The organism is Pseudomonas sp. HS6-2 (genome assembly GCF_049325675.2).
Classification (GTDB): Bacteria; Pseudomonadota; Gammaproteobacteria; order Pseudomonadales; family Pseudomonadaceae; genus Aquipseudomonas; species Aquipseudomonas putida_N.
This window is the reverse complement of sequence record NZ_CM143906.1, coordinates 160,302-175,069: the sequence shown is the minus strand read 5'-3', so window position 1 is coordinate 175,069 and position 14,768 is coordinate 160,302. Positions and strand designations below refer to the sequence as shown.

Annotated in this window: 14 protein-coding genes; 11 read left to right on the top strand and 3 right to left on the bottom strand. The window is 61.2% G+C overall.

Annotated features, from left to right (window positions below; all coding sequences use genetic code 11):
- Window positions 1–364: 364 nt before the first annotated feature.
- The gene (locus ACOKS3_RS00825; protein WP_103448292.1) at window positions 365–1,585 is read right to left on the bottom strand and encodes a CaiB/BaiF CoA transferase family protein; all 1,221 of its coding nucleotides are present in this window, start codon (window positions 1,583–1,585) and stop codon (window positions 365–367) included.
- A 14-nt stretch (window positions 1,586–1,599) separates the two neighbouring features.
- Complete coding sequence (locus ACOKS3_RS00820) at window positions 1,600–2,781, bottom strand: acyl-CoA dehydrogenase (protein ID WP_103448293.1); 1,182 nt, start codon at window positions 2,779–2,781, stop codon at window positions 1,600–1,602.
- A gap of 162 nt (window positions 2,782–2,943) precedes the next feature.
- Here ACOKS3_RS00820 and ACOKS3_RS00815 point away from each other — a divergent pair, with 162 nt between their 5' ends.
- From ACOKS3_RS00815 to ACOKS3_RS00770, 10 genes are all read left to right on the top strand, one after another.
- Complete coding sequence (locus ACOKS3_RS00815) at window positions 2,944–3,858, top strand: LysR family transcriptional regulator (RefSeq protein ID WP_103448294.1); 915 nt, start codon at window positions 2,944–2,946, stop codon at window positions 3,856–3,858.
- A 422-nt stretch (window positions 3,859–4,280) separates the two neighbouring features.
- Entirely contained in the window at window positions 4,281–5,402 is a 1,122-nt protein-coding gene (locus ACOKS3_RS00810; protein WP_422764306.1) for a Re/Si-specific NAD(P)(+) transhydrogenase subunit alpha, read from the top strand.
- An 11-nt stretch (window positions 5,403–5,413) separates the two neighbouring features.
- A complete protein-coding gene (locus tag ACOKS3_RS00805; protein ID WP_003256966.1) occupies window positions 5,414–5,728 on the top strand; it encodes an NAD(P) transhydrogenase subunit alpha part 2 in 315 nt (104 codons plus the stop codon).
- A gap of 2 nt (window positions 5,729–5,730) precedes the next feature.
- Entirely contained in the window at window positions 5,731–7,167 is a 1,437-nt protein-coding gene (locus ACOKS3_RS00800) for an NAD(P)(+) transhydrogenase (Re/Si-specific) subunit beta (RefSeq protein WP_422764307.1), read from the top strand.
- A 186-nt stretch (window positions 7,168–7,353) separates the two neighbouring features.
- Window positions 7,354–8,847, top strand: coding sequence for an acetyl-CoA hydrolase/transferase family protein (locus tag ACOKS3_RS00795; RefSeq protein ID WP_103448297.1), 1,494 nt, complete (start codon window positions 7,354–7,356; stop codon window positions 8,845–8,847).
- A 353-nt stretch (window positions 8,848–9,200) separates the two neighbouring features.
- Window positions 9,201–9,416, top strand: coding sequence for a DUF1127 domain-containing protein (locus tag ACOKS3_RS00790; RefSeq protein WP_054884336.1), 216 nt, complete (start codon window positions 9,201–9,203; stop codon window positions 9,414–9,416).
- Between the two features lie 300 nt (window positions 9,417–9,716).
- Complete coding sequence (locus tag ACOKS3_RS00785; protein ID WP_103448298.1) at window positions 9,717–10,034, top strand: DUF2388 domain-containing protein; 318 nt, start codon at window positions 9,717–9,719, stop codon at window positions 10,032–10,034.
- Window positions 10,035–10,123: 89 nt separating this feature from the next.
- Entirely contained in the window at window positions 10,124–10,417 is a 294-nt protein-coding gene (locus ACOKS3_RS00780; RefSeq protein ID WP_103448299.1) for a DUF2388 domain-containing protein, read from the top strand.
- A 36-nt stretch (window positions 10,418–10,453) separates the two neighbouring features.
- Window positions 10,454–10,774, top strand: coding sequence for a DUF2388 domain-containing protein (locus ACOKS3_RS00775; protein WP_103448300.1), 321 nt, complete (start codon window positions 10,454–10,456; stop codon window positions 10,772–10,774).
- Window positions 10,771–12,729: a DUF7844 domain-containing protein gene (locus ACOKS3_RS00770; protein WP_422764308.1), complete on the top strand. Its 1,959-nt coding sequence runs from the start codon at window positions 10,771–10,773 to the stop codon at window positions 12,727–12,729. Before ACOKS3_RS00775 ends, ACOKS3_RS00770 begins: the two co-directional genes overlap by 4 nt.
- Window positions 12,730–12,791: 62 nt before the next feature.
- Here the strand turns inward: ACOKS3_RS00770 and ACOKS3_RS00765 are convergent, their stop codons facing one another.
- A complete protein-coding gene (locus ACOKS3_RS00765; RefSeq protein ID WP_103448302.1) occupies window positions 12,792–13,193 on the bottom strand; it encodes a GFA family protein in 402 nt (133 codons plus the stop codon).
- A 266-nt stretch (window positions 13,194–13,459) separates the two neighbouring features.
- Here ACOKS3_RS00765 and ACOKS3_RS00760 point away from each other — a divergent pair, with 266 nt between their 5' ends.
- Complete coding sequence (locus ACOKS3_RS00760; protein WP_103448303.1) at window positions 13,460–14,767, top strand: CitMHS family transporter; 1,308 nt, start codon at window positions 13,460–13,462, stop codon at window positions 14,765–14,767.
- Window position 14,768: the final 1 nt, after the last annotated feature.

Here is a 14,768-nt window from a genome sequence, read left to right as displayed (position 1 = left end):
CGCTTTCCTCAGAGTCTGTCAAGCGTTTATTTTGAAGTTTTTTCCGAGAAACTCGTTTAGCTTCAAACACTTGACTCGCTGCGATCGCTCGCTAGCGGGAGGCGAATAATACAGCGTTTAAAACCGCTGTCAACCTTCATCTCAACCGCTATCGATCTTTCGATCGAAGCCCCTCCAACACCACCTCAACTACTTAACTCATTGAATTTCAAGGAGTTTGTCGTTCCGATGTCGCTGGAAGTGGGGCGCATTATAAGGGGATTCGAAAGCGCGTCAACCTTTAATTTCAAGAAACTTCAATATCGCTGAAAAGCAAAGCGGGGAGGCCTGTCGGCCTCCCCGCTTTCAACTGCTCTATATAGCATCAAAGAACGCCAGCGCTGCGCAACCGCACTATAGCATCGGCATCCAGCCCCAGCACATCGCCCAGCACCGCCTCGGTATGCTCACCTAACAGTGGCGGCGCCCGCCGATACTCCACAGGCGTTTCCGACAACCGGATCGGGCTGGCCACCTGCGGCACGCTCCCCGCCAGCCCATGGGGCATGGTTACCGCCAACCCCCGGGCCAGTACCTGTGGATCCTGGAACATCTGCGCCAGATCGTTGATCGGCCCACATGGCACCCCCGCAGCCTCCAGTTGGCTCACCCATTCGGCAGTAGTCTTGAATACCGTTGCCTGGCGAATCAATGGAATCAACTCGGCCCGGTTCGCCACCCGCTGCTTGTTAGTAGCGAAGCGTGGGTCATCCGCCCACTGCGGCTGCCCAGCCACCTCGGCAAACTTGCGGAACTGGCCATCGTTACCCACGGTAAGGATGAAATCGCCATCCGCCGTCGGAAAGTCCTGGTAAGGCACGATATTGGGGTGAGCATTACCCAGCCGCCGCGGTGGATTGCCGGTAGTCAGGTAGTTCATCGCCTGGTTGGCCAGGCAAGCCACCTGCACATCGAGCAGTGCCATATCGATGTGCTGACCAACGCCATGCTGATCGCGGTAGGCGAGGGCAGCCAGAATCGCCACGGTCGAGTACAACCCGGTAAGAATGTCGGTCAGGGCAACACCGACCTTTACCGGCCCGGCACCTTCCTCCCCATCCGGGCGGCCGGTCAGGCTCATCAGCCCACCCAACCCCTGGATCATGAAGTCATACCCCGCACGCTTGGCGTACGGCCCCGTTTGGCCGAAGCCGGTGATCGAGCAATAGATAAGCTTGGGGTTGATTGCCTTCAGGCTCGGGTAATCCAGCCCGTAAGCAGCCAGCCCACCTACCTTGAAGTTCTCAATGACGATATCCGACTTGGCCGCCAGCTCGCGCACCAGGCGCTGGCCTTCCGGCTGGGTGAAGTCGATGGTCACCGAGCGCTTGTTGCGGTTTGCCGACAGGTAATAAGCCGCTTCGCTGGTGTTCTCACCTACGGCATCCTTGAGGAAGGGCGGCCCCCAGGAGCGGGTGTCGTCGCCGCTGCCAGGGCGTTCGACCTTGATCACGTCAGCACCCAGGTCCGCCAGGATCTGGCCAGACCAAGGCCCCGCCAGCACGCGGGAGAGGTCCAGCACCCGCAGATGAGATAGCGCGCCCATGGACTGGCTCCTTATCAGTAGAAGGCCTGGATGCCGGTCTGCGCACGCCCGAGGATCAGCGCATGCACGTCATGGGTACCCTCATAGGTGTTGACCACCTCAAGGTTGACCAAGTGGCGCGCCACGCCGAACTCGTCGGAGATGCCGTTGCCGCCAAGCATGTCGCGAGCCATGCGGGCGATGTCCAGGGCCTTGCCGCAGGAGTTGCGCTTCATGATCGAGGTGATTTCTACCGCCGCAGTACCTTCGTCCTTCATGCGTCCCAAGCGCAGGCAGCCTTGCAGGGCCAGGGTGATTTCAGTCTGCATGTCGGCCAGTTTCTTCTGGATCAGCTGGTTGGCAGCCAGTGGGCGACCGAACTGCTGACGATCCAGAGTGTACTGGCGAGCTGTGTGCCAGCAGGCTTCGGCCGCACCCAGCGCGCCCCACGAAATGCCATAACGCGCTGAGTTCAGGCAGGTGAACGGCCCCTTCAGGCCACGCACATCCGGGAAGATGTTCTCTTCCGGGACGAACACGTTGTCCATGACGATTTCACCGGTGATGGATGCCCGCAGGCCAACCTTGCCGTGGATCGCCGGGGCGCTAAGGCCTTGCCAGCCTTTTTCCAGGACAAAGCCGCGGATATCGCCGGCATCGTCCTTGGCCCAGACCACGAACACATCGGCGATCGGGCTGTTGGTGATCCACATCTTGCTACCGCTCAGGCGATAGCCGCCATCGACCTTCCTGGCACGGGTGATCATCGACCCAGGGTCGGAGCCATGGTTAGGCTCGGTCAGACCAAAGCAGCCAATCCACTCACCAGAGGCCAGCTTGGGCAGATATTTCTGCTTCTGCGCTTCGCTACCGAATTCGTTGATCGGCACCATCACCAGCGAAGACTGCACGCTCATCATCGAACGGTAGCCGGAGTCGATACGCTCCACTTCACGGGCAATCAGGCCGTAGCACACATAGTTCAGGCCGCTGCCGCCGTATTGCTCGGGAATGGTTGCACCGAGCAGGCCGACTTCACCCATCTCGCGGAAGATCGCCGGGTCGGTCTGTTCGTGACGGAAGGCTTCCAGCACGCGCGGGGCCAGCTTGTCCTGGGCGAACTGATAAGCGCTGTCACGCACCATGCGCTCTTCTTCAGTGAGCTGCTGATCCAGCAGCAGCGGGTCGATCCAGTTGAAGCTTGCTTTACCGGCCATGAGCGAAATCCTCGAAATAGGGGAGCGGTTTCTTGTGCCATTGATCCTAGGCCTGATCAGGCACCACGACAAACGAGGATTGCGCACGCATCAGTGATATTTTGTCACTTCGAGATACTCGAAAACGCCATATTCAAGTCTCCATGAGTGAGGTTGACGTACATGCGCCGCAAGATCCCCAGCACCACCGCACTGGTCTGCTTCGAAGCGGCCGCACGCCACGAGAGCTTTACCAAGGCGGCCCAGGAACTGGCCCTGACCCAGGGCGCCGTCTGTCGACAGATCGGCGGATTGGAGGAGTTCCTCAATGTCGAGCTGTTCAGGCGCTCACGCCGGGGCGTGAAACTCACCGAAGCCGGGCTTTCCTATAGCCGGCAGGTTGCCGCACAGCTGGATGCGGTTGAGCGCGACACGCTGTCGGTGATGCGCCAGCAGGGCGCCAACGTGATCGAACTGGCCGTAGTGCCCACCTTCGGCACCCAATGGCTGCTGCCACGGCTCAAGGACTTCCAGCAACGTCACCCCGAGGTCACCGTCAACCTGACCAACCGTACCCGCCCATTCCTGTTCGCCGACACCCCGTTCGATGCCGCCATCTACTTTGGCGATGCCGACTGGTCCGGCACCCAGTCCCATCGCTTGATGGGCGAGAACCCCGTGCCGGTGTGCAGTCCGGCCATGCTGGACGGGCAGGGCATGCTCGACCCCCAGCACATCGCCAGCCTGCCATTGCTGCAGCAGACCACCCGGCCTTATGCCTGGCGCCAGTGGTTCAATGGCCTGGGCCTGAATATCGCGGGTGACATGACAGGCCCGCGCTATGAACTATTCTCCATGCTGGCCCAGGCGGCCATGCACGAGATGGGCATCGCACTGATCCCGCCGTTCCTGATCCAGCGCGAGCTGGAGGAGGGCAGGCTGGTAGTCGCTAACAGGTACGCGCTGTCCAGCGACAAGGCCTACTATCTGATGATTCCCGAACGCAAGGTGGAGTCGGCATCGCTCCGGGCCTTCCGTGACTGGCTGGTGGGACAGGCACAGCTCTATACCGCCTCGCACAAAGATGAAAGCGCCTGACCTACCTTTGTAGTCAATTATTTTAAACACCTACAGATATACGTTTTTGTCGCATCAGCGAAAACTGTTCAGGTGAATCGAAAAACCCCATCTAGGCCTCTAAACACGCGGCTTTCAGAGGGTTTTACGACATCCATGAGCCCATCCGCGAAATCATCGCAAAAAATTTCGATTTTTCCCCTAATCTGCCAATACCCCATGGTTGACGGGCTGTAGCCTATCACTTGCGACATACGGTCACAGGGTGACTTGTAGTTTTGACTTCGTTTCGCTCCAGAACCGGTTGATGGCCTCTGGGTTCGTCTGCAAAATGCTTCGCCCGCCCTGGATTCGGCGGGTCCGGCGCTCAACAGCCGCCCCAGCGCGCCATACGCAGTGTGCTGGCTTTTACAAAGACAAAGGTCACCGCAGGAGAAATAGTCGTGCACATTGGTGTTCCTCTCGAGACGCAGACCGGTGAGACAAGGGTCGCTGCGACCCCCGAAACCATCAAGAAACTGATTGGCCAAGGCCATCAGGTCACCGTCCAACGGGGGGCAGGGCTCAACGCCAGCATTCCGGACAGTGCCTATGAGGCCGTGGGAGCTTCCCTGGGAAGCGCAGCCGATGCCTACGGCGCCCAATTGGTGCTCAAGGTGGTCGCTCCCAACGACCAGGAGCTGGCCCTGATCAACAGCGGCAGCCTCCTGGTAGGCATGCTCAACCCCTTCAACAGCGAGCTGATCGGCAAGATGGCCGAACGCGGTGTCACCGCTTTCGCCCTGGAAGCCGCGCCACGCACCTCGCGGGCCCAGAGCCTGGATGTGCTGTCATCGCAGGCCAACATCGCCGGTTACAAGGCCGTGCTGCTGGCGGCTCACCATTACCCTCGTTTCATGCCCATGCTGATGACCGCCGCCGGTACTGTTAAGGCCGCCCGCGTGCTGATCCTGGGGGCAGGCGTTGCCGGCCTGCAGGCCATTGCCACGGCCAAACGCCTGGGTGCGGTGATCGAGGCATCCGACGTACGGCCGGCGGTGAAGGAGCAGATCGAGTCGCTGGGCGCCAAGTTCATCGACGTGCCCTACGAGACTGACGAAGAGCGTGAATGCGCCGAAGGTGTTGGCGGCTATGCCCGGCCAATGCCGGCCAGCTGGATGCAACGCCAGGCCCAGGCCGTACACGAACGCGCCAAGCAGGCCGATATCGTCATCACCACCGCACTGATCCCCGGCCGCAAGGCACCGACGCTGCTCAGCGCCGAAACCGTCGCGCAAATGAAGCCCGGCTCGGTGGTGATCGACCTGGCAGCAGCTCAGGGCGGCAACTGCCCACTGACCGTTGCTGACCAGGTGGTGCAGGAAAACGGCGTGATCATCGTCGGCCCGACCAACCTGCCGGCCCAGGTGGGCGCCGATGCCTCGGCGCTTTATGCACGCAACCTGCTGGACTTCATGAAGCTGCTGTTCGACAAGGACGGCGCGCTGGTCATCAACCTCGAAGACGACATCGTCGCGGCCTGCCTGATGTGCCGCGATGGCCAGGTCGTCCGCAAGAACGGCTAAGGAGCACGACAATGGAAGACATGCTGATTTCCCATGGCATCTACAACCTGATCATCTTCGTGCTAGCCATCTATGTGGGCTACCACGTGGTGTGGAACGTCACCCCGGCGCTGCACACGCCGCTGATGGCGGTTACCAACGCCATTTCGGCGATCGTCATCGTTGGCGCCATGCTGGCGGCGGCCCTGACCGTGACACCGGCCGGCAAACTGATGGGCACCCTGGCGGTAGCCCTGGCTGCAGTCAACGTGTTCGGTGGCTTCCTGGTCACCCGCCGCATGCTTGAGATGTTCAAGAAGAAAACCAAGAACGAGGCGCAGAAGTAAGCATGAGCATGAATCTGGTAACGCTCCTCTACCTCGTCGCCTCGGTGTGCTTCATCCAGGCGCTCAAGGGCCTGTCGCACCCGACCACTTCGCGGCGCGGCAACCTGTTCGGCATGATCGGCATGGGGATCGCCATCCTCACCACGGTTGGCCTCATCTATAAACTCGGGGCCGAGCTTGCGACCGCCGGTATCGGCTACGTCATCGTCGGCCTGCTGGTCGGCGGTACCGCCGGTTCGATCATGGCCAAGCGCGTCGAGATGACCAAGATGCCCGAGCTGGTCGCCTTCATGCACAGCATGATCGGCCTGGCTGCGGTATTCATCGCCATTGCGGCCGTGCTTGAGCCGCAGTCGATGGGCATCGTCGCCGCCATCAGCGACCCGATCCCCACCGGCAACCGCCTGGAACTGTTCCTGGGTGCAGCCATCGGCGCCATCACCTTCTCCGGTTCGGTGATCGCCTTCGGCAAGCTGTCGGGCAAGTACAAGTTTCGCCTGTTCCAGGGCGCACCGGTACAGTTTACCGGCCAGCACAAGCTGAACCTGATCCTCGGCCTGACCACCATCGCCCTGGGCCTGCTGTTTACCTTCACTGGACACTACAGTGCCTTCACCCTGATGCTGGTCCTGGCCTTCATCATGGGCGTGCTGATCATTATTCCGATCGGGGGTGCCGACATGCCGGTAGTGGTGTCGATGCTCAACAGCTACTCGGGTTGGGCCGCGGCCGGTATCGGCTTCTCGCTGAACAACTCGATGCTGATCATCGCGGGCTCCCTGGTCGGTTCGTCCGGTGCCATCCTCTCGTACATCATGTGCAAGGCGATGAACCGTTCATTCTTCAACGTCATCCTCGGCGGCTTTGGTGGCGATACCGATGCCGGCGCGGCGCAAGGTTCGAAGGAACAGCGCCCGGTGAAGTCCGGCTCTGCCGACGATGCCACCTTCCTGCTGAGCAACGCTGACAGCGTAATCATCGTCCCGGGTTACGGCCTGGCGGTGGCCCGTGCCCAGCACGCACTGAAGGAACTGACCGAGAAGCTGAGCCATAACGGCGTGACCGTGAAGTACGCGATCCACCCGGTGGCAGGGCGCATGCCTGGGCACATGAACGTACTGCTGGCCGAAGCCGAAGTGCCATACGACCAGGTGTTCGAGATGGAAGACATCAACGCCGAGTTCGGCCAGGCCGACGTGGTGCTGGTGCTGGGTGCCAACGACGTGGTCAACCCGGCGGCGAAGAACGATCCGAAGTCGCCCATCGCCGGCATGCCGATCCTCGAGGCCTTCAAGGCCAAGACCATCATCGTCAACAAGCGCTCGATGGCCAGCGGCTACGCCGGCCTGGACAACGAACTGTTCTACCTGGACAAGACCATGATGGTGTTCGGCGACGCGAAGAAAGTCATTGAAGACATGGTAAAAGCGGTAGAGTGATAACGGTCGCTGCAAACCCGCTGATATAAAGGAAGCCCCGGTCAGAATCTGCCGGGGCTTTTCTTTTGATGATCCAGATCAACGGCTCTATTTCAATGCTTCTCATACGACCATGGTCGTGGGACGGCAATGGGCGAAATCTCTAGACTGCGCTGCAGTAGTTTCAGTAGCCCGAGATAACAATCCATGTACCGTGATCGTATCCGCTTGTCCTCCCTGCACAGCAAGGTAATGAGTGCGGCAGATGCCGCTGGCCTGATCGAGGACGGCATGACCGTCGGCATGAGCGGCTTCACCCGCGCCGGCGAAGCCAAGGCTGTGCCGCATGCCCTGGCCGAACGCGCCAAGCAGTCGCCACTGAAAATCAGCCTGATGACCGGCGCCAGCCTGGGCAACGACCTCGACAAGCAGCTGACCGAAGCTGGTGTACTGGCTCGTCGCATGCCTTTCCAGGTCGACAGCACCCTTCGCAAGGCCATCAATGATGGCCAGGTGATGTTCATCGACCAGCACCTGTCGGAAACCGTCGAGCAGCTGCGCAACCAGCAGCTCAAGCTGCCGGATATCGCGGTCATCGAAGCCGTGGCCATCACCGAGCAGGGCCACATCGTGCCAACCACCTCGGTGGGCAACTCGGCCAGCTTCGCGATCTTTGCCAAACAAGTGATCGTCGAGATCAACCTGTCGCACAACGCCAACCTCGAAGGCCTGCACGACATCTATATCCCGACCTATCGCCCGACCCGCACGCCAATCCCGCTGGTCAAGGTCGACGACCGCATTGGCAGCACTGCAATCCCGATCGACCCGGCCAAGATCGTCGGCATCGTCATCAGCGACCAGCCGGATTCGCCATCCACCGTGCTGCCACCGGATGACGAAACTCAGGGCATCGCCGACCACCTGATCAACTTCCTTAAGCAGGAAGTGGAGGCTGGCCGCATGACCAACAAGCTCGGCCCGCTGCAGGCAGGTATCGGCAGCATCGCCAACGCGGTGATGTGTGGCCTGATCGAGTCGCCGTTCGAAGACCTGACCATGTACTCCGAAGTGCTGCAGGACTCGACCTTCGACCTGATCGACGCCGGCAAGCTGAGCTTTGCCTCGGGCAGCTCGATCACCCTGTCGACCCGTCGTAATGCTGACGTGTTCGGAAACCTGGAGCGCTACAAAGACAAGTTGGTCCTGCGCCCACAGGAAATCTCCAACCACCCCGAAGTGGTCCGCCGCCTGGGCATCATCGGCATCAACACGGCGCTGGAGTTCGACATCTACGGTAACGTCAACTCGACCCACGTCTGTGGCACCAGAATGATGAACGGCATCGGCGGTTCGGGTGACTTCGCCCGCAACGCCCACCTGGCGGTGTTCGTCACCAAGTCGATCGCCAAGGGCGGGGCGATTTCCAGCGTGGTACCGATGGTCAGCCACGTTGACCATACCGAGCACGATGTCGACATCCTGGTCACCGAGCAAGGCCTGGCCGACCTGCGTGGCCTGGCACCGCGTGAGCGGGCCCGGGCGATCATCGACAACTGTGTGCACCCGGACTACCGCGCAGCGCTGAACGATTACTTCGATCGCGCCTGCCAGCGTGGTGGCCATACCCCGCACATCCTGCGTGAAGCACTGAGCTGGCACGAAAACCTGGAAGAAACCGGGCGCATGCTCGCCAGCTGATCCAGCTGCCTCAACTGTTTTGGCCCTGTCGTCGCCACGCCGACGACAGGACCACAACAGTCAAACCACCCCCGCCTGAACACTTCGCTCACTTTCCTGATTAAAACTGTACTACTGTACTGCTATCTTCAGGCTTTCCTGGCTTGCAAATCCTCCGACCCATGCAGAAACGCACCACATCAGTGCAGACCAGTACAGTTACGCCTATTTCGAGTGCAACAGTAGGGTTAAACAGTTAACTGGCCCATCGCATTGCTGTTGAACTGTATCTACTGTTATGGACAGCAGAGGAGGATCATTGGCATCAGTTAAATCACTACCTAATCCCGCCATAAGCGGAAGGATGAAACATCATGGAACGTACCCTCAGTTCCGGTCTGGTTTTTGAAAGCAACGCCCAGCAGTCCCAGGCTTCCCTGCCACTGCGCGCTATCTCCACTCTGCTGCTGTGGCAGCGTCGCATGGCCAGCCGCCGTCAACTGGCTCGCCTGGATGCCCGCCTGCTGGCCGATGCCGGTATCAGCGAGTCGCAGCGTTACGAAGAGCTGAGCAAGCCGTTCTGGCGCTAAGCTCCGGTTCGCCGGCTTTGGCCGGCACCGCGAATTCCCCAACCCGTTGCAGGCGACTGCAGCGGGTTTTTTATTGCCCGCCAGGCGCGTCCCAGAGCAGTCCCTCGCGAAACCTGTACAGTTATGAATTATTCGAAATTAACCATAACAGTTGTCCACTTCCGCTCTCATTAACATCCAGAAACAGCACCGCGTGATACGCTTCGCTCAGCAGTCTGGTAGAACCCGTTGTCAAACACGTACCGTAACGAGCTGTACCAGCGTCCGATAAAGCAGAACCCTATCCAGGAGTCCAAGAACATGTCCCGTAAATACCTGATTGGTGCCGCCCTGCTGCTCGGCCTGGCCAGCACCGCCCAAGCCAGCAGTTTCGTTGTTACCACCGATGCCGTGGTACGCGCTTTCGCCGCCTCCACCGACGCCACCTCCGACCTGACCTCATCGTTCCGCGATGACAAGATCGTGCAGGCCGCCCGTGACGACGCCGCCAGCTTCGTCGGTACCGAAGGCGCCATTCGTGGTGCGCGGCTGGAAAGTGCCTTCCTGCACATCCGTTCGACCATGCCGCAGCTGCAAGCCAGTGATGCACAGCTGGCCAAGGCCATCCTCGCGATCTGATCAAGGCTATGCAAAGCAGGTGCGTTGGCTAGCGGCCTCGCACCTGGGGTAGCCTTCGCCGTTCACTTCTCCTGACGTCAAGAATGCTCATGCGTTATCTGTTGCCATTGCTCTTCAGTGCCACTGCCATGGCCAGTGCCCACGCCATGGACACCACCACACAAGGCCTGGTCATCACGGGCTACGTCACCAGCCAGGTCACCGCCGCCCCTTTCGACCGCAAACTGGTCAGGCAGGCCCGTGACGATGCTGCGGCATACGTTGCCAGCGATGGCCTGATCCGCGGTGCCCGCCTGGAAGCGGCACTCGATTCGCTGCGCCACAACTGCGCTCGGCACTCCGTCGGCGACCTTGAACTGGCAGAAGCAATTCTCGTCCAATAACTACACCTGACTCCCTGTATTTTTCGGAGATGCTCCATGCGTAAACCGCTGATTGCCGCTTCCCTCGGCATGTTGCTGCTGGCCGACCTGGCCCATGCACAGACCCTGGTGGCCACCAGCAACATCATCGTGCGCGCCTTTGGTCGCTCGATCGATTTCACCTCTGACACCACCACTTCGATCCGCGACGCCAAAGTGGTGCGCGAAGCCCATGACGACGCTGCCAGCTTCGTCGCCAGCAATGGCGATATCCGTGGCGCGCAACTGGAGGCCGCGTTCAGCACCCTGCGCGAGCGCGTACCTGAAGCGCGCGACGCCAGCGACCAAGTACTGGCCGAAGCCATCCTCGCGCTGTGAATCGCGTGCGTGCCTGGCTGCTCGGCTGCGCCCTGACGCTGCTGGGCACGCCCGCCCTGGCCGACCTGCAGCTCGAACTGCAGGAGACAGGCCTCGACCCGCAACAGACCCAAGCCAGCCAGGCCTTGCTCGATGAGGCCATGGCCAAGTTGCCGCCACTGTTCAAGCAACGGCTGGACCGGCGCGTAACGGTCAGCTGGAGCGACAGCATGCCGGCCGATGCCTATGGCCAGGCGTCGCTGGTCTCGACCCTCGAACTCAACCGCCGCCTGCTGCCCAGCCTGACTGACGGCAGTGCCGCCACCGAGCGTACCAACCGCCCCCATGGCACGGTGCGTGAAGAGCTGCTGGCCACCGTCCTGCATGAGCTCACCCATATTTATGATCGTGCCCGCCTGTGGCCCAGCGCCGAGCGTTCGCTGATCGCCCGCTGCGCGCGCCAGCAAGGCACGCTGGGCAAGATCGGCCAGGCGGAAGAATGCCGCGGTCAAGCCGAACGCCGCTTTACCCTCAGCGACGACCCGCGCCTGCTCGACCTGGCTGGGTGGCCGCAATATGTCGGCCGCCGCGGCGAACGTGAGCAGCACAACGCCCAGTTCATGCGCAGCCCCGACAGTTACGAGCTGAGCAGCCCCAAGGAATACATCGCGGTCAACATGGAGTACTTCCTCCTCGACCCGAGCTACGGCTGCCGTCGACCGGCGCTCAACCAATACCTGCGTGACCACTTCGGCTGGGCGCCACAGCAGAACACCTGCGCCAAAGGCCTGCCGTTCATCAATGCCGGCAGCGACTTCGCCCGCCAGCCGCTGGGCGAGATCGACCCAGAACGGGTCTACGAGGTCGACTTCCTGCTGGCTGAAGCCAACCAGAACCTGGTCAGCCGCTGGGGCCACAGCATGCTGCGCCTGGTGATCTGCAAACCCGGCCGCCCACGCGGCCCGGATTGCCGCCTGGACCTCGACCAGAGCCTGGTGCTGTCTTACCGGGCGTTCGTCAACGACGTGCAGCTGTCCAGCTGGGACGGCCTGGTCGGCGCCTACCCCTCACGGTTGTTCGTACTGCCGCTGGGCCAGGTGATCGATGAATACACCAAGACCGAACTGCGCAGCCTGGCCTCGGTACCGCTCAAGCTCAACCGCGACGAGATTGAAAACCTGGTGCGCCAGGCCGCCGAGATGCACTGGAGCTACGACGGCAACTATTGGTTCCTGTCCAACAACTGCGCGGTGGAATCGTTGAAACTGCTACGCAGCGGCACTGCCAACCCACGCCTCAATGACCTCGACAGCATCATGCCCAATGGCTTGCTGGCCGTGCTCAAGGGCAGGGGACTGGCTGATACCAGTGTGCTCGATGACCCGCGAGAGGCCCTGCGCCTGGGTTATCGCTTCGACTCCTATCGCGACCGTTACCAGGCCATGTTCGATGTGCTGAGGAAGCAACTGCCGATCAAGCAGACCGAGGTCGAAGACTGGCTGGCGCTGGATGCCGAGCAGAGGCGCCCCTGGTTCGACAAGGCCGACCTGCGCACCAGCGCAGCTTTGCTGTTGCTCGAGCAGGCCAGCCTGCGCCGGCAGTTGCTGCTGGCTCAGGACGAAGTGAAACAGCGTTACCTGAATGCAGCAGCGCTGAAGGACGGCAGTATCAATAAAGCCGATCAGACCCTGAAGCAGATGCTCGCCAACAGCGGCTTCCTCAGCCGCCCGGCCGAGTTGCTGGATGCCAAGGGTTACGGGTTGCCGCAGCCGCAAGAGCGCAAGCAGCTGGAGCAGGTCAGTAGCGAGCGGCAGGCCAAGCTGCTGCGCTTGAGTAGCGACCTGGACAAGGAGGTGAGGGCACTGCTGGAGCCGTCGCGGGCCAGGGAAATTGCTGCGGTCGAAGCCAATGTGAAGCAGATTGGCGAGCATTTGCGGGCGCTGCACAAGGCGGCTGGCGGCCTGCAGTTGCCTTGATAACCTGTGCCGGCCTGTTCGCGGCTTTAGCCGCGAACAGGCCGGCAAGACCAGCACAATACCTAGAGTTTTTCCTCAGATTCTTCTGGCAGCCCTTCATCCAGGTGCATCCAGGGCAAGCGGCTTGTCGTCCAGATATGTCGCTTGGCCGGCACTCGCTCCGGGTGATCCAGCGTCGCCACCGTCACATCGATGGATCCAGGGCTATGTTCGGTCACCAGTGCCACATGCGCCCCACATTCCCCGCAGAAATACCGCTTGCAACTGGCCGGCGCCACATAGCATTGAGGCCTTCCCGCCATCCAGCGGAAACCCGAGCGGGGCAGGGTGACCCAGGTCACCACCAGCCCGCCGCTGACCCGCCGGCAGATCGAACAATGGCAATGGGCGACATCCGTCAGGTCACCCTGCAGCCGATAGCGCAAGGCGCCGCAATGGCAGCCACCCTCGGTTACATCCTGCATTACCTACCTCCCGTCGCCGTTTTTCCAGCGAAAGCTGGCTGAAAGCTTGCCCCCCTAGGATAGCCGCCACTACCGGCACAAGACCGGTAAGCCAGGGCACCCGGAAATCTCCGCGCCCGGCCCATCAACAACAACAATGGTGATTCTGATGTATTCCTGCGCCCGCCTTCATGTTGCCCCCCGACCCATGCTTCCCGTGCAGCGCCACGCGCGCTGATCCGCCCGAATAGCCATTCCTTTCGCTGCGCCACACCTGGAGTATCGCCATGCTGACCTTCCTCGGCTTTGCCATGGTCATCACCTTCATGTACCTGATCATGACCAAGCGCCTGTCGGCCTTGATAGCGCTGATCCTGGTACCGATCCTGTTCGCCCTGTTCGGCGGTTTTTCCGCCAAGATCGGCCCGATGATGCTCGAAGGCATCAGCAAGCTCGCGCCCACCGGCGTGATGCTGATGTTCGCCATCCTCTACTTCGCCCTGATGATCGATTCCGGCCTGTTCGACCCGGCGGTGCGCAAGATCCTCAAGCTGGTCAAGGGCGACCCGCTGAAAGTCTCGGTCGGTACTGCGGTGCTGGCCCTGGTGGTCTCGCTCGACGGTGACGGCGCCACCACCTACATGATCTGCTGTGCCGCCATGCTGCCGCTGTACAGCCGCCTGGGCATGAGCCCGCGAATCATGGCCGGCCTGATCATCCTCGCCGGTGGGGTGATGAACATGACCCCGTGGGGTGGCCCGACCGCCCGCGCCGCCAGCGCCCTGCACGTGGATCCATCGGACATCTTCGTACCGATGATCCCGGCCATGGCCTTCGGCGTGCTGGCGATCCTCGCCATCGCTTACCTGTACGGCAAGCGCGAACGTGCCCGCCTGGGTGAACTGCACCTGCCCACCGACGACATCGACCACAGCGAAATCAGCGTGTCGCAGTTCCCAGAAGCACGCCGCCCCAAGCTGATCTACTTCAACGGTGCCCTGACCGCCGGCCTGATGGTCGCGCTGATTGCCGGTGTGCTGCCGCTGCCGGTACTGTTCATGATTGCCTTCAGCATCGCCATGATCGTCAACTACCCCTGCCTCCAGCAGCAGAAAGACCGAATCGCCGCCCACGCCGGCAGCGTGCTGGCCGTGACCGGGCTGATCTTCGCTGCGGGCATCTTCACCGGCATCCTGTCCGGTACCGGCATGGTCGAGGCCATGTCCAAGAGCTTGCTGGCGGTCATCCCTGAAGCATTGGGCCCGTACCTGGCGGTGATCACCGCGATCGTGAGCATGCCGTTCACCTTCTTCATGTCCAACGATGCCTTCTACTACGGCGTGCTACCGGTGCTATCGGAAGCGGCCAGCCATTACGGCATCAGCCCCGTGGAAATGGCCCGCGCCTCGATCGTCGGGCAGCCGGTACACCTGCTCAGCCCACTGGTGCCTTCGACCTACCTGCTGGTGGCCCTGGCCGGTATCGAGTTCGGCGATCACCAGCGTTTCACGCTCAAGTGGGCAGTGCTGGTATGCCTATGCATAATGTTCGCCGCGCTGCTGATGGGCATTTTCCCGCTGTTCAGTAGTCTTTAAT